We start from the raw sequence: 19104 nt of genomic DNA, 5'->3' as shown, positions 1-19104 counted from the left end.
TTAGTACAATTGTGAGATATTTTTTGGTGTCGGAGAAACCAGCATATGTCTGAAACTACTGCGTCTAAAAAACGTAGCTGGCGAAAAAAGAAAACATCCGATGGCTCCATGGAGCTTATAGAGCATTTTCAAGAACTGCGTCAGCGGTTAATTAAATGTATCTGTGCCCTTTTTGTAGGATTAATCATCGGTTATATCTGGTATCAGCATTCTTTATTTTTTATTCCTAGCCTTGGCGACATTATGCTCAAACCCTATTGCGCCTTACCCGTTGATAAAAGAGCATTTAGCGGAGCAGACGGGCAATGTCGTTTTTTGGCTACAGCACCTTTTGACATGATAATGCTCCGGATCAAAATGGGGGCAATCGCTGGAGCGGTACTGGTATCACCCATATTTTTCTATCAAATTTGGTCTTTCATTACTCCTGGTTTGATGAAGAATGAGCGTCGTTGGGCAAGGCGCTACGTCAGCTGTGCAGTGTTGCTATTTCTCGCTGGTTGTGCACTTGCATATGCAGTGTTGTTCTTTGGTCTTGAACTCTTACTTACTATTGGCGATAAGTTCCAAACGGCAGCGCTAACCGGAAAGGATTATTTTTCCTTCGTCCTCAATATGTTTTTATTGTTTGGTATCAGTTTTCAAGTGCCACTATTACTGGTGCTACTCAATCAGGCAGGATTACTCAGTTACAAAGCAGTAAGTAAGCGACGTGACATCACGTGGATTTTATTAGCAATTTTCGCTGCTTTTATGACACCGGGACAAGATCCATATGGCATGGTCATCCTCGCAGTCACGCTATGTATTATGGTGGAGTTTTCTTTTCAGATCATGCGCCTTAATGATAAGCGAAGAAAGAAAGACCGACCTGATTGGCTTGATACTGCAGATGATACAGCTTCATCGCTAGCACCTACTACACACGAAGGTGCTGATGAACACAATACAGCAGATTCTTTTGACTCCAGTATTCCTCCCGCACAGCCCATTAAGCGTCCTCAGCCTATTGCAGAGCCGAGTGAAGATATCCATACCTCCGGCACAGATCATTCCACCAACAATAGCCATATATCCCATCCATTTGATGATGTTATCTAAGACGGTATTATGACCACTAAGCATTTAGATTTTTTTCAATCTTCTCTGTCATTCTCCATGGATGATTTCCAGGTTCGTGGTTGTGAACTGATTGAAGAGGGAGAAAATGTTTTAGTATGTGCGCCTACTGGTGCAGGAAAAACAATCGTCGGTGAATTTGCAGTTTCGTTAGCTTTAGCACAAGGCACAAAATGCTTTTACACCACACCGATTAAAGCGCTCAGTAATCAAAAATATCACGATCTTGTTGCAGATCATGGTGCAGAAAACATTGGTTTATTGACTGGTGATGTATCCATCAATCATGATGCTGATGTTCTTGTTATGACCACAGAAGTATTGCGCAATATGATCTATGTGCAGTCGGAGACGCTGACACGACTTAGCCATGTTGTCATGGACGAGATCCATTTTCTCTCAGATAAAACTCGTGGCGCAGTCTGGGAAGAAGCAATTTTAGGTCTTGATCAGGATGTATGCCTTATTGGTTTATCAGCGACAGTGAGTAATTCTGAAGAATTCGGGCGCTGGCTCCATAGCGTTCGCGGCAGTACGTCAGTTATTGTCAGCGAACATCGACCAGTTCCGTTAAAACAATGGATGCTCGTCGACAAGCGCTTGCATCAATTATTCGATGATGATGGTGTCAGCGTTAATGAGCGGTTGCAGCGACACGTCGCTAAGTTGGAAGAAAAGGGTTTCTCGGCTAATTCGCACGCTAAAGCTGGCGGATTTCGTTCCCGAAGTGCTCACACTAATGGCATAGAAAAATTCTCAGCGCATGCACAACGCAAAAACCACCATGCCTTTCAGCCATTAAGCCGGCCTGATGTATTAAAAATATTGAATGAGCAAAATATGCTGCCGGCCATCACGTTTATTTTTTCGCGTAGTGGCTGTGACAGTGCGTTATATCAGTGTTTGAGGGCACGGTTTTCGCTCACTACGACTGAGCAGGCACAAGAAATCGCTCGTATCGTTGATAGAGCTGTTGCAGATATCCCAAAAGAGGATCTGAGAGTTCTTGATTTTTCTCGCTGGAAAACTGCTTTACAGCGTGGTTTTGCTACCCATCATGCTGGAATGCTACCGGCATTTCGTCATGTTGTGGAGGAATTATTCAGCAAAGGGCTTGTGCGTGCCGTGTTTGCAACAGAGACATTGGCGCTTGGGGTGAATATGCCAGCACGTACTGTGGTGTTAGAAAAACTGGTGAAATTCAATGGCGAATCTCATGTTGAATTATCCCCAGGTCAATATACACAACTGGTAGGGCGTGCTGGTCGACGCGGAATCGATACTATCGGACACGCAGTTGTCATGTGGGCACCGGCTCTAGATCCGAAAACTGTTACTGAACTAGCCTCTACCAGGACTTATCCTCTCAACTCTACTTTTGCACCGGGCTATAATATGGCGGTAAATTTGCTGGGCACTATTGGATTTGAGCCAGCACATCGGTTATTAGAAAAATCTTTCGCCCAGTATCAGGCAGATGGTTCAGTGGTAAGCGAAGTACGTGAACGTGAACAAGCTGAACAGAATGAAAAAGAGTGGGCAGAAAAGTTGCATAAGCTCATTCAATCAATGGCTCCGCCTAGTGAGCACCCTGAACAGGAGCTTTTAGAATATATCCAATTGCGTCGTACGCTCAAAGATGCAGAAAAGCAGGCGAAAAAACAAGCTGGTATTGAGCGCGAAAAAGAGGTTATTCGTAGTTTATCCAGGTTGAAGCTGGGGCAAGTTATTGCTTTGCCAACAAAGAAACGACCAGTGCTTGCTGTGGTCGTGCAACCTGCTAAAGATAATCACGATCCTCATCCTTGGGTCACAATGGAATCTGGTTGGTCAGGGAAAATCTCGGCAGATAGTTTACGAATGCCACCGATTATTGTTGGGACCATGTCGTTGCCGCGCTTGGCTATTGCACGCCCGAGAAAAGGTGCTGCAAGTGTGGTGAGAGCTTTTGCACGGCATCATTTTGATCGTCCCAAAAAGATGAAGCTAGAGGCAAAAGCTCGATCAAATCGCAGAGTTCTTGCCTTGCGTACCCAGCTACGCCAAAGCCCTGTTCATTATTGGGCTGATTTGGAGGCAGCAGTTTTATTGGGTGAAAAGCTACTGAAGGCGCGTCGCACAGTTGCATATCTATCTGAAAAAATTTCTTCAGCCAAAGATACTCTTGGACACACTTTTGACCGCATTATCGAGTTACTGGCGGAACTAGACTATGTTGAGTTCGTTGAAGATAGCAGCAGCGGCACACGCCTACCACAGATTACCGATGAAGGAACACGGCTCGCGCACATACATACTGAATCAGATTTGCTTGTGGCACAGTGTCTCAAGCGGGGTATTTGGAATGAACTTGATCCTGCAGAACTTGCTGGTGTGGCGAGTATGTGCTGTTTTGAGAATCGTAAAGAGACTCGTGGACAACATAGGCAAACAGTTCAGGCTGCCAGTGAAGCAATGGAAAATGCTATGAACAATACGATTAGATTGTGGGATGCGTTAAGCACCGATGAGCGTCGTTATCGCTTGCCCATAACTCGTTTTCCCGATGCGGGTTTTGCTTTGGCTATTCATCAATGGACTGCAGGTGCGCCTTTGGATTATTGTTTGGCTGCTGCAGCCGAATCAGGAGCCGAGCTCAGCCCTGGTGATTTTGTTCGTTACGCACGCCAAGTTGTTGATCTTTTAGAACAGATACGTACTACTGCATACACCGATGAAATGCGCTATAGTGCACGACAAGCAGCAGATGCTATTCGACGTGGTGTAGTAGCCATCGGTGATTAAACCAGACAATCGTGTCCATTATGAATAGTGGATTTGAGATATTGGATCGTGAGTAAAAGGAACGAAAACTATGACTGAACAAAAATGTTTTCCAGCACACGTTTATCAAGAAAGACTCAATAAAGCGCAAGAGATTTGCCGCCACAAGCACGTAGACGGTCTTATTATTTCCAGCGGGTCACAATTTGCTTATCTGCTGGGTACATATATGCACACACACGAGCGTTTTTGTGCTCTTATTATTCCTGCTTCTGGACAACCGGCACTGATATTGCCTGATGTTGATAAGGCGGAATTGGCTAAAGGCGTTGTCGGTGCGTTAGATATCAAACTCACCGGATGGCAAGACGGCGAAAATGCATATGCTCTTGCATTATCCGTATTGGCTGCTCAGCATGATTCAGGTGATGGTGAACTTCGTCGTATAGGGGTTGGTCCTGATTTAACTGCTGATCATTTCCTTAAGATTCGCACGCATTTGCCACATGCTGAGTATGTACTTGCAACCACGTTACTTGCAGAGTTATTTGTCCAAAAAGATGAAGAAGAAATTGCGCAGTTGCGTCGTGCTGCTCAGGCTATTGATGCAGTTCATGCACAGGTTCCTGCTTTATTAGTTGCAGGTCGTACTGAAGCAGAGGTTGCCGCACAATTACATGAACTTATCGCTTGCGAACATGAACATATTGATTTTGTCATTGTTGGTTCTGCAGAAAATGGTGCGAATCCTCATCATGACTATTCTCAGCGAGTATTAGCCACCGGCGATGTTGTTGTCGTCGATATTGGTGGTACTACTGATTTTGGTTATCACTCTGATTGCACCCGTACCTATGTTGTCGGTGGTAGTGAGACTGTTGATGCTGAGGTTGCGCGTCGTTATGCTATCTTGCAAAAAGCACAAGCTGCCGCGTTAGCTGCTGTCGCACCTGGCGTCAGTGCGCATAGTATTGATCAAGCTGCTAGAGATATAATCGCTGAGGCTGGGTTTGCCGATAATTTCATTCACCGAACTGGGCATGGCATTGGGTTATCTGTGCACGAAGAACCATATATTATTGCGGGTAATGAGCTGATTTTACAGCCAGGAATGTGTTTTTCTGTAGAACCAGGTATTTATTTTCCAGGTGAATTTGGTGCACGCATTGAAGATATTGTGGTGGTTACCGAAACTGGATGTGAGACTCTCAATAATCAACCTCGAGGCTTGCAATGACACCCACTATTGTTCTTCTTGGCGCTACCAGCGAAATAGGCAGTGAACTTGTACTTCGCATCTGTGCACAGCATCATGTTGTCCTTGCTGCTAGACGTATCGACGCATTAGCTGATTTAGAAGAAAAGTTATTGGATCGAGGAGCACTTAGTGTTGAAAAACTATTCTTTGATGCTCAGGATCTAGATTCTCATCGTCCGTTATTCGAGCATATCGTGCATAATGCACCAGGGTATATTCACCATGTTATTGTTGCTTTTGGTATTTTAGGCGATCAAGAAAAAGCACAGGTCGATGAGTTACATGCAGCTGAGATCGCTCATATCGACTACACTGCACAAATAGTGTCTCTTAGTGTGGCTGCTGATGTTTTGCTCAGCAACCAAGAAGTATCAACACTTACTGCTTTTTCTTCTATCGCTGGATGGCGTGCTCGTCGCGCAAACTATGTTTATGGTTCGACTAAAGCTGGACTCGACGCTTTTTGCCAAGGCTTGACGGATAGATTGCATGGTAGTTGCGTAAACATGATTACTGTTCGTCCTGGGTTTGTCATCGGTGCCATGACCACAGGGATGAAACCGGCGCCGTTATCAGTTGATGCAGCTACGGTGGCAGATACTGTAGCAAAGACTTTGACTCTGCCAGTGGGGAAGTTGCGTAGTAGAACTTTGTGGGTACCAGCACAGTTGCGACTGTTGGCATGGGTCATGCGGATTATTCCTCGTGGCGTGTGGCGAAAAATGCCTCGTTGATTTCCATACTAGGATCAGAATTATGTCTAGAACTGCGCTTTCACCACACCTTAAGGCATATAGCAATAGCGATGACCATAGTATGCAGCAACAGTATTGTGCGGTCGTTGGTATAGGAGCTGCTGGTTTTTCTGAGCTAGGTTATAAAGCTCAGCAGCTCATTATCAATGCCGACGTGGTCGTGGGATCATGGCGACAACTGCATTTAATACCTGATGATGTTTCAGCTGATAAACATCCTTTGCCAGCGCCACTGTTACCTGCGCTACCAAAGTTTTTTGCCCGTCTTGAGGAACAGTATCGTCGCATTGTTTTTTTGGCTTCTGGTGATCCTCTGTTTCATGGCATTGGCAACACCTTATTGCGATTATTTCCTGATAAAAGTTTTCATATCATTCCTGCTGTTTCCAGTGCTAGCCTTGCGTGCTCTCGACTAGGTTGGTCAGTGGCAGATACTTCTGTTTTTAGTTTGGTATCCAATGACATTTCTGTGCTTCATCGTGCACTAGATGAGAATCAGCGTTTCCTAGTATTAGGCAGGGATGAACAAAGTCCACATGATATTTGCCAATTGCTATCCCAGCGCCATTTGTCAAATAGCAGGGTAACAGTGCTCAGTGACCTGGGTAGCGTCGATGAGCAGATTATTTTTTCTAGTGCGCATACACCACCCGAGGTGACAAGTTCACTTAATGTCATTGCTGTAGAACCTCATAGTGATGATCTTGGTCAGGATAGTATTCGCTCCTTAACCCCAGGACTAAGCGACCACTGCTATCAACATGATGGGCAACTAACTAAGCAGCACATTCGTGCTTTAACAGTATGTGCACTTCAACCTCGTAATGGCGAAACTCTATGGGATATTGGTGCTGGTGCTGGTTCTGTTGCCATTGAGTTTTTGCGTACGACGAAAAACTCTCATGCAATTTGTTTTGAGTCTATTCCAAGTAGACAAGAAAATATCATGACCAATGCGCATCGCCTTGGGGTAAAACGCCATATTGCTATTCAAGGACAAGCACCGCAAGCCTTTGATTCTGTACCAGATGCGCCCGATGTTATTTTCATCGGTGGTGGGTTGACCAATGAAAATCTATTTCATCAAGCATGGTTGAGGCTCAAGCAGGGGGGTAGGCTTGTTGCCAATGCAGTGACAATTGAAAGCGAGCAATTACTGTGGCAGCTGCATAAAAACTATGGCGGCGACTTAACAAAAATCAATGTTGCAACGCAACATAGCATTGGTTCTTTTTCTGCATGGCGCCCTGCGTATCCCATTACTCAGTGGGTTGTGGTCAAAAAAACCTAGCATAGTTCTTGAAAAATTTTTAATGCACACCCGTGTGTACGACTAAGATAAAAACCAATCATTAATTTGGCAAAGGATTTTTTGTGACTGTTTATTTTATTGGTGCAGGTCCAGGTGCGGCTGATTTGCTTACTTTGCGGGCAGATAAGCTCATTCGCTCTTGTCAGGTGTGCCTATATGCAGGCTCAATTGTGCCTCAAGAGGTTTTAGAACATACTCCAGAGGGAGCACAAGTAATAAATACAGCACGAATGCCGCTTGATGAGATTATTTCTTTAATCATTGCTGCTGATGAGCAAGGGCATGACGTCGCGCGCTTGCATTCTGGCGATACATCTATTTATTCAGCACTTGCTGAACAACTTCGTCGCCTTGAGCAGCATAAAATACAGTACGAAATTGTTCCTGGGGTTACTGCTTTTAGTGCGGCGGCAGCAGTATTGGGGCGAGAATTAACAGTACCTACAGTTGGACAGACAGTAATTCTCACGAGGGTTCAAGGGCGTGCTTCGCGTATGCCAGTGGGGGAGGATCTCCACAGTTTGGGTCAAAGCCGTGCAACGATGGTTATTCATTTGGCGGTGCATGATATTCGACGAGTCGTTCGTGAACTCACACCGAATTATGGTGATGATTGTCCTTGCGCTGTGGTCGCCTATGCTAGTCGCCCAGAAGAAACTATCTGTCGTGGAACTCTCCAAGACATTGCTGAGAAAGTAGAAGAAGCACAGATTCAACGCACTGCAGTGATTATCGTAGGTAATGTGCTCACTGCAGATACTTTTAGCGATTCATATTTATATTCCCTGCATCGACCTCGTGATGAAGAAGGACGAACCATCCCATGCGTGCGTTAATTCTTGGTGGCACTCATGAGGCACGACAACTAGCACAAGAACTCTATGAGTATGGTTGGTATGTCACCAGTTCGTTAGCTGGCAGGGTGACTCATCCTCGGTTGCCTGTCGGGGAAGTGCATATAGGTGGCTTTGGTGGTCCCGCAGGTCTTGCTGCCTGGTTATTAACGCATGGCATCGAACTCATCATTGATGCTACACACCCTTTTGCCGAGCGTATTAGTATCAGTGCTTCTGAAGCAGCACGGGCTACTGGGATTCCGCTTATTGCTTTGCGACGCCTCGGCTGGCAACCACAAGCCCGAGACAAATGGGTCAGTGTTGATTCCATGAGCAAAGCAGCTCAAGTATGTGCTCAGCAATTCCACCACATTTTCCTAACAATTGGGCGCCAACAGCTTACTCATTTTGCCCATGATCCTTATAATCTCTACGTCATTCGCTGTGTGGAAAAACCTTCGTGTCCTTTGCCTCCACGCCATCGGCTAATTTTATCGCGTGGACCTTTTGAGGTATCTACTGAGAAGAAGATAATGCGTGACAATCAAATTGATTGTGTTGTCACAAAGAACTCTGGTGGACAACTCACCCAGGCGAAACTAACAGCAGCACGAGAATTAGGGATTAGCGTTGTTATGATTCAGCGCCCGATTCTGCCTAAAGCAAGCTATGAGGCAACAAGCGTTGACGATGCTATGCGCTATATTTCTATGCTTGCATGAAACTATGCGGGATAACGTCGTGAAGTAAATACTCGTGTTGTATCGTGCGCACGATACGTGCGAGTAGTTGAGGCACCAATAATGATCATGGTGCGCATATCGACAATGCTAGGATCAAAATGCTCAAGATCAGTAATAGTGATGTTTTCCTCAGCACTTCCTACTGCTCGCGCGACGATCACCGGGGTGTGTGGTTGCTGATAGCGGCACACAATATCGCGCAATCGTGTCACTTGTTCACGACGTTCCCGTGACGCTGGGTTATATACCGCAAAAGCCATATCTGCCTGGGCAAGTGCATGAATTCTTTTTTCAATAACGCTAAAAGGCTTCAACCTATCGGACAGGGAAATCATGCCGAAATCATGACCAAGCGGTGCACCTACGCGTGCAGCAACTGCTTGAGCAGCGGTCATACCAGGAACAATACGAACTGACACATCAGCCCATTGGGGATCATCTGCAGTTTCTAATACCGCAGCTGCCATCGCAAAAACACCAGGATCACCAGAAGATACAACAGCCACCCGACGCCCTCGCTTGGCTAAATCCAACGCCATTGCTGCTCGTTCTGCTTCCACTTTATTATCACTAGCGTGTCGACGCTGACCAGGAATCTTTGGCACGCGGTTAATATAGGTGGTGTAGCCAATAAGGTCAGTGGCGTATGCCAGTTCCTCTGTAGCTTCTGGAGTTGTCCATTCAGACGCACCAGGTCCTAATCCAAGAACGACTACTTCACCTCGTCGCTGGGTTATGTTTTCTGTGACAATGTCGTCTTTTTGTGCCTCCAAAGATGGTACGACAGCAACAGAAAAATAGGGGACATCTTTTTCTTGCGCGTCTAGTAAGGGGATGTGCTTTTGACCTGCCATTCCTACCCGGACGACAACATATGCTCGCTGAGCAACCCCAGCCTGAATCATAGCGGCCTTTACCTTGTTAAAGGTTCTGCCTAGCTTCATGATGACTGCGCTCTGGCACTGTGATAATGCTTGAGTTATTTCTTCCCGGCTGCAAGTTCCCGGAATAATACTAAGGATTTCTTTCTCCTCTGCCAGTGCCAGGCCAAGATAATCTGCAGCAGCAGTAATGGAGGGGATACCCGGTACGATTTCTGCGGCATAATCCTGTGCCAAAACCCTATGCAAATGCTGATATGAGCTATAAAGCATGGGATCCCCAAGAGCAAGCACCGCCACAGTCTTTCCCTCAGATAAATGCTGTGACAATCGCTGACTAGCTTGATGATAGAACTCAGCCATTGCGCCTGCATAACCACCTGGATGCTCAGTGATACCCGTGGTGACTGGATATTCCAGTAATTCTAAATGTTGATGGCTTTTGATATGCTCTTTCACAATCTCATAGGCCGTTGACTCACCTTGTGGTTTGGCGTGAAAAGCAACAACATCAGCGCTTTCTAATGCTTTTATCGCTTTGATGGTGAGCAACTCCGGGTCACCAGGACCGACACCAATACCGATTAGTTTTCCACCAAAATTATTGCTCACGACATAATCTCCTCAGGATGAGCTAGGGCATTGAGTGCAGCACAGGTAATTGCTGAGCCACCCCGACGACCATGCACAGTGATATAGTGCGTACCGAGTTGCTCTGCCATACGAGCCAGTGCCAGTTTTGATTCTGCTGCACCCACAAAACCAACAGGAATGCCAACTATAGCAGCGGGACGCGGTAATTCTGGTGAGGCAGCAAGCTCATTGAGCAAATGAAAAAGTGCGGTTGGCGCATTACCAATGGCTACCACTGCATGTGCTAAATCAGGTTTCCATAGTTCCACAGCTGCAGCACTGCGTGTCGTGCCTAATGTGTGTGCTAATTCAGGAACTGCTGGGTCGTGCAACAAGCATCGAATATCATTATGTGCAGGTAATCTCATGCGTGTGATACCTGTGGCAACCATGGTAACGTCGCACAAAATGGGTGCTCCTTGGGCTAGTGCCGCATAGGTATGTTCAACAACATCATCACTCATAGCAATGTCTTTGGCTAGTGCGGTATCACCAGCAGCATGAATCATACGCACTGCAACTCGTGCTTGGTCTTCAGAAAAATCTCGAAGATCAGATTCAGCACGGATCATTGCAAAGGAACGACGATAAATAGCATTGCCGTCAGTGATATATTCCTGTGTTACATCATTGAAATAGGGGGCTACATGAGGATAAGCCACATCATTTTTTTCCATCATCGGGTACTGACCTCATATTCTGCGTCGGAAATAGCTAAAAATTCTGTATGAGTATCTAATGGGTGGCCGCATCTACGTTGGCAACCAGAAAAATGTACTAGTCCCTCAACCTGAGTCTGTTGCTGAGCATAGGCTGCGGCATCATGACGTACATTAGATAGTGCCTGTGTGCATCCAGGTAATCCGGTACACGCACTGAGGGACAACCAAGGAGATTGTTCGTCAAAAATCATTCCCATAGGAGCCAAGACTTTAACTATCGCTTCTGCTACGCTTTCAGACACATCATGCACAATGACACTTGCCCAAGGCGTTACCGTCGTGGGCGCACCAATAGCTGCAAGAATTTGTGCGATAGTGGCATCATATTGGCCAAATGCACTAGCGAACCCCAATGTTACTGAACCATGCTCATTATCGAACCAACCAACACGTCGCTTCTGACTTTGTTCCTGGGATAGCGCTGGCATATCGTGCTGGTCGAGCATGGTCAAGTTGTAGGTGTCTACCAAAAAGTCAATTGTGTGTTGTGAAAAAGAATCATGCTCATGCACACGCCATAGTTGTGCCCGTTCCTGCTGCCACTTAACTGCTGCTGCAAGCAAAATTTCATTGCTATCTTGAACGCGATCAATGGCTACGCGTGTAAGTTCTCCTCCCAGAATGAGTAACGAACCATACTCAAAGTGCATCATGCCAAAGTCTGGTTTTTGGCTGAGGATATCACCTTCGCCTGAATCAAAACCAAAAAGAATCCGACCAGGTAAACCCACAATTTCATCGTTAGCTAATAATGCAGCATCAAACTTGGCGACTACCTCCCATAGTTGGGTAGAAAAAGGCGAAGCAATGATATTGCGCAATCTATCATGAGCTTTCGACGGTACAAGCCGCGCCTGGGATACAGCATTGCTAAAGGCCAAGGGGTCTTTTATCCCACGTATTTGGACGTTGCCACGAGAAGTGAGATGAAAATGAGAATCACCATGTTCGGCTGCGAGTTGATGGATTGTCTCCCAATTTTCTGGTTGCACAAGACCACCCGGGAATCGAAGACGACCAACATATCCGTCGGCAGCTTGGTGCAGGGAATGGGCACCAGGACATCGATCGGTACGAGAACCTCGTATAACGTTTTTTTCTTTTTTCGTCTCGTCACTATTGCTATCCCTCGATGGGGACAAATGTTTTCGGGCAGTCACATATATCAGTTTAACTTACTGCTCATGCTATTCTGTGACATATAAGCCACCTGCATATTTATGTTTCTATGGAAGTCGGTGTAATTCCGCGCGGTCGCGCCACTGTCATAGTCAGACCTATGGGAATATAAGCGGTAGTTTTAGCACCTCATCGCCTAAGGGCGCGTTACCCTTCTACGATTTCTATAAGGACCATAGTGATTACCTTACTTTCCACTTCAGACACAGATTTATTAACTGCACAAGCTGCTAATGCACACGAGAATGTGCACTTCAAGTATGCTAATCCAACGTCGATTAGTATGTCGTGGTTAGACGAACATATCCGCAGCACTGATGTGTTTATTGTCAGACTACTAGGTGGTAAAAGAGCATGGGAGCAGGGGATAGAAAAGCTCCTTGACTCTGGGGTACCCACTATTGTCGTCTCCGGGGAACGCGCCATTGATGCTGAACTGACACAGCTATCAACAGTTGCCTCTGGTACGGTAACAACAGCCCATACATATCTTGCTGAAGGCGGAGTGGAAAACCTCGTTAACCTCCATCATTTTCTCTCCGACACCATTTTGTTCACTGGCTTTGGCTTTGCACCACCTCAGCATATGCCACTGTGGGGATATCTTGATCGCACTGATAACACCGCTCATAGCAACTCTGCTGTAACTAAAGCACAAAACCCCATACCACGCATCGGCATTGTGTACTACCGCGCACAACACCTAGCAGGAAACACTGCCTATGTTGAAGCACTTGCACAAGCAATCGAAGAACGTGGTGCTCAGCCTGTGGCACTCTATACTGCATCATTGCGACAAGCACCCGAGCAACTTCTTCAAGAACTAGCAACCTGCGATGCCCTCATCACCACTGTATTAGCTGCTGGAGGCACAAAACCTGCTGCTGCAGGTGCTGGTGGCGATGATGAATCATGGGATGTCGCTGCTCTGGCAGAACTAGATATTCCCATCATCCAAGGTCTTGCGTTAACTAATTCTCGCGCACAGTGGGAAGAAAATGATGAAGGACTATCCCCAGTAGATGTTGCAAGCCAAATTGCAGTACCAGAGTTCGACGGCAGAATCATCAGCATTGCTTTTTCGTTCAAGGAATACGATCACAACGGTCTGATCTCATATGTACCCGATCCAGAGCGGTGTCGTCGACTAGCTGGTATCGCATATCGTTATGCAATGCTCCGCAGCATAGACAATGCAGCAAAGAAAATTGTGCTCATGTTCTCTGCTTATCCCACTAAACATGCACGGATCGGAAACGCAGTAGGCTTAGATACGCCGTTGTCTACGCTAAAGCTACTACGCGAATTAGAAAAAGCTGGTTATGATCTGGGAGATACCACCCTCATCCCGGGATATACCAGTTCAGATGACCAAGGTTCCTTAGATGGCGATGCACTCATGCACGCTATTATCGACGCCGGCGGCCATGACCCACAATGGTTAACCCAAGAGGTACTTGAGAATAACCCACTCAAATTAAGCAAAGAAAAATACCTTGAGTTCTTTGCTACATTGCCTGCTGATATGCAAGAAGAGATGACTGCGCACTGGGGGCAAGCACCAGGTGAGCACTATGTCAATCCTGACACTCAGGAAATATATATTGCTGGCTTACAGTTTGGCAATGTCATCATCATGATCCAACCGCCACGAGGATTTGGCGAAAATCCAGTAGGCATTTACCACGATCCAGACTTACCTGCGAACCATCATTACCTTGGTACATATTATTGGTTGCGCGAAGTCTTTGGTGCCGATGCCATTGTTCACATGGGTAAACATGGAAATATGGAATGGCTACCTGGAAAAAACGCTGGACTTTCCGCGCAGTGCTATCCCGATCAGGCAATCGCCGACTTGCCACTGATCTACCCATTCTTAGTTAATGATCCAGGTGAGGGGACACAAGCAAAACGTCGTGTCCATGCCACTCTCATCGATCACATGATTCCGCCTATGGCACGTGCAGAAAGTTATGGCGATATCACCCGTCTGGAGCAGCTTCTCGACGAACACGCCACAATTTCCGCAATGGATCCAGCAAAACTTCCTGCGATTCGCCAAGAAATCTGGACACTGCTCCAAGCAGCAAAAATGGACTCTGATCTAGGCTGGGACGAACGCCCCGATGACGATGCCTTCGACGATAAGATGATGGAAATCGACGGCTGGCTTTGTGAAATCAAAGACGTTGCTATCCGAGGTGGACTCCATATCCTGGGAGAGGTACTCAACGGAACCACACGTGTAGAGCTAGTCCTAGCAATGCTACGTGCCCGTCAACTATGGGGTGGGGAAGAAGCAGTACCAGGTCTACGCGAAACACTCGGCTTATCAGAAACCGGACAAGAAACCCGACACCGCGTTGACGAAATAGAAAAAATTGCATATAACCTGCTAGAGCAACTAGAAGATAAGCAATGGCACGTACACAGTATTGATCAGATTCTTCAGGCCACGCCATTACCACAAAGCACTGACCATGCCGCGCTACGCAAACTATTAGTATTTAGTTGCCAAGAAATTATTCCGCGTCTTGAAGCAACAAGTGCAGAACTTCATCAAATTATCCGAGCACTTGACGGACGGTTCATCGAAGCTGGACCATCAGGTTCACCTATGCGCGGATTGATCAATGTACTACCGACTGGACGTAATTTCTATTCCGTCGATCCCAAGTCAGTGCCTTCGCGCCTAGCATGGGAAACTGGTCAGCTGCTAGCTGATTCGCTTATTGAGCGGTACCAGAAAGAACATGATAATGCTTATCCTAAATCAGTAGGGCTAAGCATCTGGGGTACTTCTGCAATGCGCACCTCAGGCGATGATATAGCAGAAGTCTTTGCGCTCTTAGGTATTCGTCCCATTTGGGATGAAGCCTCCCGTAGAGTAATCGATTTGGCCGTTATCCCTTTGGAAGAACTTGGTCGTCCACGTATTGACGTGACAGTTCGTATTTCCGGCTTTTTCCGAGATGCTTTTCCTCATGTTATCGCTTTGCTTGACGATGCTATCCAACTCGTCGCTAGTCTTGATGAAGCACCAGAACATAATTATGTTCGTGCTCATGCAATGGAAGATGCCATGCCGATTCGACGTATCTTTGGTTCCAAACCAGGTACCTATGGTGCAGGTCTACTAGAGCTTATTGAATCTGGTAACTGGCGCAATGACCAAGATCTTGCCGCAGTATATAGCACCTGGGGTGGTTATGCCTATGGACGCAATCTTGATGGGGTTCGAGCTGAACAGGAAATGCATAATGCTTATCGACGTATCCAAGTAGCAGCGAAGAACGTCGATTCCGCTGAACACGATATCGCTGATTCTGATGATTACTTCCAATTCCACGGTGGCATGGTTGCAGCTGTGCGTGCACTCACCGGTGAGTCTCCTGATGCTTATATTGGCGACTCGACGAGACAAGAAACAGTAAAAACTCGTACCTTGCATGAAGAGTCTCGTCGCGTATTCCGTGCTCGTGTTGTCAATCCTCGCTGGTTAGAGGCAATGCGCAATCATGGTTACAAGGGGGCGTTTGAGATGAGTGCTACTGTGGATTATCTCTTTGGTTATGATGCGACGACTGGACTCATGGACGATTGGATGTATGAAAAACTAAGCGAAACCTATGTTGCTGATCCGACTAATCGCGAGTTTTTTGAGAATTCTAATCCGTGGGCATTGCGTGATATCTCGGAACGACTGCTAGAAGCTGCAGAACGTGGTCTATGGGAGAATCCTACTCAGGAAAGTCTTGATACATTGCGCACTACTTTCCTAGACATGGAAGGCACTATTGAAGATCGTAACTAATAGTAGTTTCAGCGTAGTCTAGTACAACGCAATGCTTAGAACAGGTACTATGGCAGCTATGCCGTTGATTATTCCTGCACTTGTCTATATTGTCGTTGAGTCTGTGGTCTTTTGGCTAGTGGCACACTTAATTGGTACAGGTTGGGCATTACTATTGCTTATTGCATTTTTCTTTTTAGGGCTCATCCTAGCGACCATGCAAATGCGCTCAATTGCAGCCCGTCTGGCTCACGGCAAAGCAACCCCAGGTAAGGCACTTGGGAATCTAGGTTTAGTAGCTGCCGGTTGTGTTTTCATTACGTTACCTGGCTTTGTCAGCAGCGCCATTGGTTTTTTACTGATTAATTCTGGTACGCGCTCTGTCATTCAGACACGACTATCAAAGAAAATGCGTAAGAAAATTGAAGATCTTGGTATGCGTGGTTTTGAGGCAACTAACCAATATCGGCAGCGATCCTCCTATGGTTATTTTGCTGATACGCATACTGATGCAGCGCCATCGTCACCATCTGAGGAAGACGAAACTAGCATTCGCATTTGGTCCCAGCACGTTGATCCAGATGATTTCAAGGAATAGCCACTTTCAATAATGAAAACAGTTTTTCCTCTTTTACTCAGGACAGGTGCAGCCGCATTATCTGGAATTTTAATCTATGCGTCCTATGCGCCTCTCGGCTGGTATTGTGCTGCCATTATCGGGGTGGCACTACTTTTTCTCGCATTGGCACCAGCGACTCTTATCAGAGAGCTTAGTTCCTTTGCGTTGCGCAACAAGCAGCCTCTGAAAAAAACAAAACACAAGGCCACAACGAAAAAGAAAACTCCCATATCAACTCTGGATCTGTCTGGGCGCACCAGATTTTTCCTTGGGTTTGTTCATGGCATGGTTCTTTATTTGCTGCTTTTGCCGTGGATCGGCGAATTAGTTGGCGCGTTCCCTTATGTGGCTCTATGTGTCTACCTCAGCTTATGGTCAGGGCTATTAGGTGTATGCTTCTCGATTATTAGCAAAAAGTTCGTTCGTGGGGCATTAGTATGTTTCCCTTTTATCTATGCAACAATCGAGTGGGGCAGAAGTACCATACCTTTTGGTGGCTTTGCTTGGGTGCGCTTAGCATGGGGACAAGTAGACAGCCCGCTCGTGTATTTTGCCCCTTGGGGGGGCGCTCCTTTGGTCAGTTTTCTTACTACTGGTATCGCAATGCTTTTTCTTGCGCTTTGCCTCTCTCAATTTTTTAGAAAAGTGCTTATCAGCCTCATTGTCTTTGGTCTTATTAATGTGAATGCATGGCTTAGTGGTGGCAGTGCTGACCAAGGGCATATAAAGGTAGCAGCAGTTCAAGGCAATGTACCGCAACTTGGTTTAGAATTCAATGCACAACGTCGAGCGGTATTGCGTAATCATGTGGTAGAAACTGAAAAAATCACTCAACCTGTGGATGCTGTATTTTGGCCGGAAAATGCCGCGGATGTTAACCCATTCAGTGATACTCAAGCTGGGCTTATGCTGGGTCAAGCCTTGGATCGCGTTCAGGCACCGATTTTGCTCGGTACGATTACCGAGGATGCTTCTGGGCTCCATAACACTATGGTTGTGATGGATCCGCGCACTGGTAAAGGAGATGAGCATAATAAAAAATTTCTCCAACCATTTGGCGAGTATATGCCGTGGAGAAGTTTTTTCCGGATGTTTACCCCTTTAGTAGACCTCGCCGGTGATTTTAAGCCTGGTAATGGTACTGGTACTGTCGCAATGCATACTGCGCAATCCAATCAAAATATAACCGTAGGCATAACAACTTGCTATGAGGTAGCTTTCGATCAGGCAGGGCATAGCGCTATCAATGCCGGCGCACAAATCCTTACAACCCCGACTAATAATGCGACTTTTGGCTTTAGCGATATGACTTATCAGCAATTGGCAATGAGCAGAATGAGGGCTATTGAATTAGACCGAAGCGTCATCGTAGCAGCTACTTCTGGTGTTTCTGCGCTTATCGATCCAGATGGCGTCGTAAAGCAAAAAACAGAAATTTTCACTTCTGATACGCTTATCGACGATATGCCTTTGCGGTCTTCTGTTACTTTTTCTGCGCGATATGGTCATTTTGTTGAACCGATCCTTGGCTGCATCGGGATCGTGCTATTGGGGATCAGTATCTTTTCTCAGCGTGTACGTAAGTAGTGCTAGAGCATAAATCAGCTATTATTGTTTTTTGGTGTTAATCCTTAACCAAGGAGTAAAGAACTTTAATGTCAAAGCCCAGCGAGAAAACTTTAGTAATTATCCCCACGTATAACGAGTTGGAGAATCTACCACTCATTACTGGTCGAGTACGAAGCGCTACGCCTGATGTTGATATCCTTATCGTTGATGACAATAGTCCAGATGGTACTGGTGCAGCGGCTGACGAGTTAGCAACAAATGACGACCATATCCATGTACTACATCGTCAGGGTAAAGGTGGGTTATGCGGCGCATATGTAGCTGGTTTCCGTTGGGGATTAGAGCGTGATTATACCGTTCTGTGTGAAATGGACGCAGATGGCTCTCATGCCCCTGAGCAGCTTTATTTATTGTTACGCGAAGTTGATGATGGTGCTGATCTCGTCATTGGTTCTCGCTATGTTCCTGGTGGTGAGGTAATCAATTGGCCTAAAAAGCGTTGGATTTTATCTAAGGGAGGAAATATCTATATTTCCTTAGCACTTGGTGCAGGCTTATCCGATATGACTGCTGGTTATCGTGCTTTTAGACGTGAGGTTCTTGAGGCAATTAATCTTGATGAGCTCTCTAATGCTGGATATATTTTCCAAGTTGATATGGCCTTTAGGGTTGTGCGTGCTGGGTTTGATGTTCGCGAGGTTCCTATCACTTTCACAGAACGCGAAATTGGTGAGTCAAAATTATCCGGTAGCTTTGTCAAGGATTCACTTTTAGAGGTAACTCAATGGGGTTTTGCGCATCGAAAGCAGCAGCTTAGCGATTTCATCAGTGATTTTTCTGGGCTGATAAAGCATGAAATTCAAGAAAAAATGCGTAACAAATAACTATTCTTTTTCGCTATTTATATACAGAATATCCA

Annotated in this window: 14 protein-coding genes; 11 read left to right on the top strand and 3 right to left on the bottom strand. The window is 46.0% G+C overall.

Features of this window, described 5'->3' with window-relative positions:
- Positions 1-45 precede the first annotated feature (45 nt).
- The 7 genes from tatC to FQV43_RS05040 all read left to right on the top strand — a co-directional run bounded on the left by tatC (position 46) and on the right by FQV43_RS05040 (position 8765).
- Positions 46-1101: a twin-arginine translocase subunit TatC gene (gene tatC / locus FQV43_RS05070; protein ID WP_146339271.1), complete on the top strand. Its 1056-nt coding sequence runs from the start codon at positions 46-48 to the stop codon at positions 1099-1101.
- Positions 1102-1110: 9 nt separating this feature from the next.
- Positions 1111-3903 carry an RNA helicase gene (locus FQV43_RS05065; RefSeq protein WP_146339269.1) on the top strand — a complete coding sequence of 931 codons (2793 nt, stop codon included), beginning with the start codon at positions 1111-1113 and terminating at the stop codon, positions 3901-3903.
- Positions 3904-3973: 70 nt separating this feature from the next.
- Entirely contained in the window at positions 3974-5119 is a 1146-nt protein-coding gene (locus FQV43_RS05060; protein WP_146339267.1) for a Xaa-Pro peptidase family protein, read from the top strand.
- Positions 5116-5874 (top strand): SDR family oxidoreductase, encoded by a 759-nt coding sequence (locus tag FQV43_RS05055; protein ID WP_146339265.1) that lies wholly within the window; start codon positions 5116-5118, stop codon positions 5872-5874. The genes FQV43_RS05060 and FQV43_RS05055 overlap by 4 nt, the downstream gene beginning before the upstream one ends.
- Positions 5875-5896: 22 nt before the next feature.
- Complete coding sequence (gene cbiE / locus FQV43_RS05050) at positions 5897-7186, top strand: precorrin-6y C5,15-methyltransferase (decarboxylating) subunit CbiE (protein WP_146339263.1); 1290 nt, start codon at positions 5897-5899, stop codon at positions 7184-7186.
- 83 nt (positions 7187-7269) lie between these two features.
- The gene (gene cobM / locus FQV43_RS05045; protein ID WP_144272874.1) at positions 7270-8043 is read left to right on the top strand and encodes a precorrin-4 C(11)-methyltransferase; all 774 of its coding nucleotides are present in this window, start codon (positions 7270-7272) and stop codon (positions 8041-8043) included.
- Complete coding sequence (locus FQV43_RS05040; RefSeq protein WP_146339261.1) at positions 8031-8765, top strand: cobalt-precorrin-6A reductase; 735 nt, start codon at positions 8031-8033, stop codon at positions 8763-8765. Before cobM ends, FQV43_RS05040 begins: the two co-directional genes overlap by 13 nt.
- A gap of 2 nt (positions 8766-8767) precedes the next feature.
- Here FQV43_RS05040 and cobJ read toward each other — a convergent pair whose 3' ends face one another.
- The 3 genes from cobJ to FQV43_RS05025 are packed head-to-tail and all read right to left on the bottom strand — an operon-like array spanning position 8768 to position 12182.
- Positions 8768-10279 (bottom strand): precorrin-3B C(17)-methyltransferase, encoded by a 1512-nt coding sequence (cobJ, locus tag FQV43_RS05035; protein WP_146339259.1) that lies wholly within the window; start codon positions 10277-10279, stop codon positions 8768-8770.
- Entirely contained in the window at positions 10276-10977 is a 702-nt protein-coding gene (locus FQV43_RS05030) for a precorrin-8X methylmutase (protein ID WP_146340422.1), read from the bottom strand. The genes cobJ and FQV43_RS05030 overlap by 4 nt, the downstream gene beginning before the upstream one ends.
- Positions 10977-12182: a precorrin-3B synthase gene (locus tag FQV43_RS05025; protein ID WP_246846975.1), complete on the bottom strand. Its 1206-nt coding sequence runs from the start codon at positions 12180-12182 to the stop codon at positions 10977-10979. The genes FQV43_RS05030 and FQV43_RS05025 overlap by 1 nt, the downstream gene beginning before the upstream one ends.
- 197 nt (positions 12183-12379) lie before the next feature.
- On the opposite strand from FQV43_RS05025, the gene cobN reads away from it, so the two are divergent.
- The 4 genes from cobN (at position 12380) to FQV43_RS05005 (ending at position 19069) form a co-directional block, all read left to right on the top strand.
- The gene (gene cobN, locus FQV43_RS05020; protein ID WP_146339257.1) at positions 12380-16018 is read left to right on the top strand and encodes a cobaltochelatase subunit CobN; all 3639 of its coding nucleotides are present in this window, start codon (positions 12380-12382) and stop codon (positions 16016-16018) included.
- A gap of 31 nt (positions 16019-16049) precedes the next feature.
- Entirely contained in the window at positions 16050-16595 is a 546-nt protein-coding gene (locus FQV43_RS05015) for an FxsA family protein (RefSeq protein WP_246846974.1), read from the top strand.
- A gap of 12 nt (positions 16596-16607) precedes the next feature.
- Positions 16608-18203: an apolipoprotein N-acyltransferase gene (gene lnt / locus FQV43_RS05010; protein ID WP_146339255.1), complete on the top strand. Its 1596-nt coding sequence runs from the start codon at positions 16608-16610 to the stop codon at positions 18201-18203.
- A gap of 68 nt (positions 18204-18271) precedes the next feature.
- A complete protein-coding gene (locus FQV43_RS05005) occupies positions 18272-19069 on the top strand; it encodes a polyprenol monophosphomannose synthase (RefSeq protein WP_146339253.1) in 798 nt (265 codons plus the stop codon).
- The last annotated feature ends 35 nt before the right edge of the window (positions 19070-19104 follow it).

Origin of the sequence: Corynebacterium sp. sy039 (assembly GCF_007904105.1) — a bacterium.
Classification (GTDB): Bacteria; Actinomycetota; Actinomycetes; order Mycobacteriales; family Mycobacteriaceae; genus Corynebacterium.
This window is presented reverse-complemented; position numbering and strand designations above follow the sequence as displayed.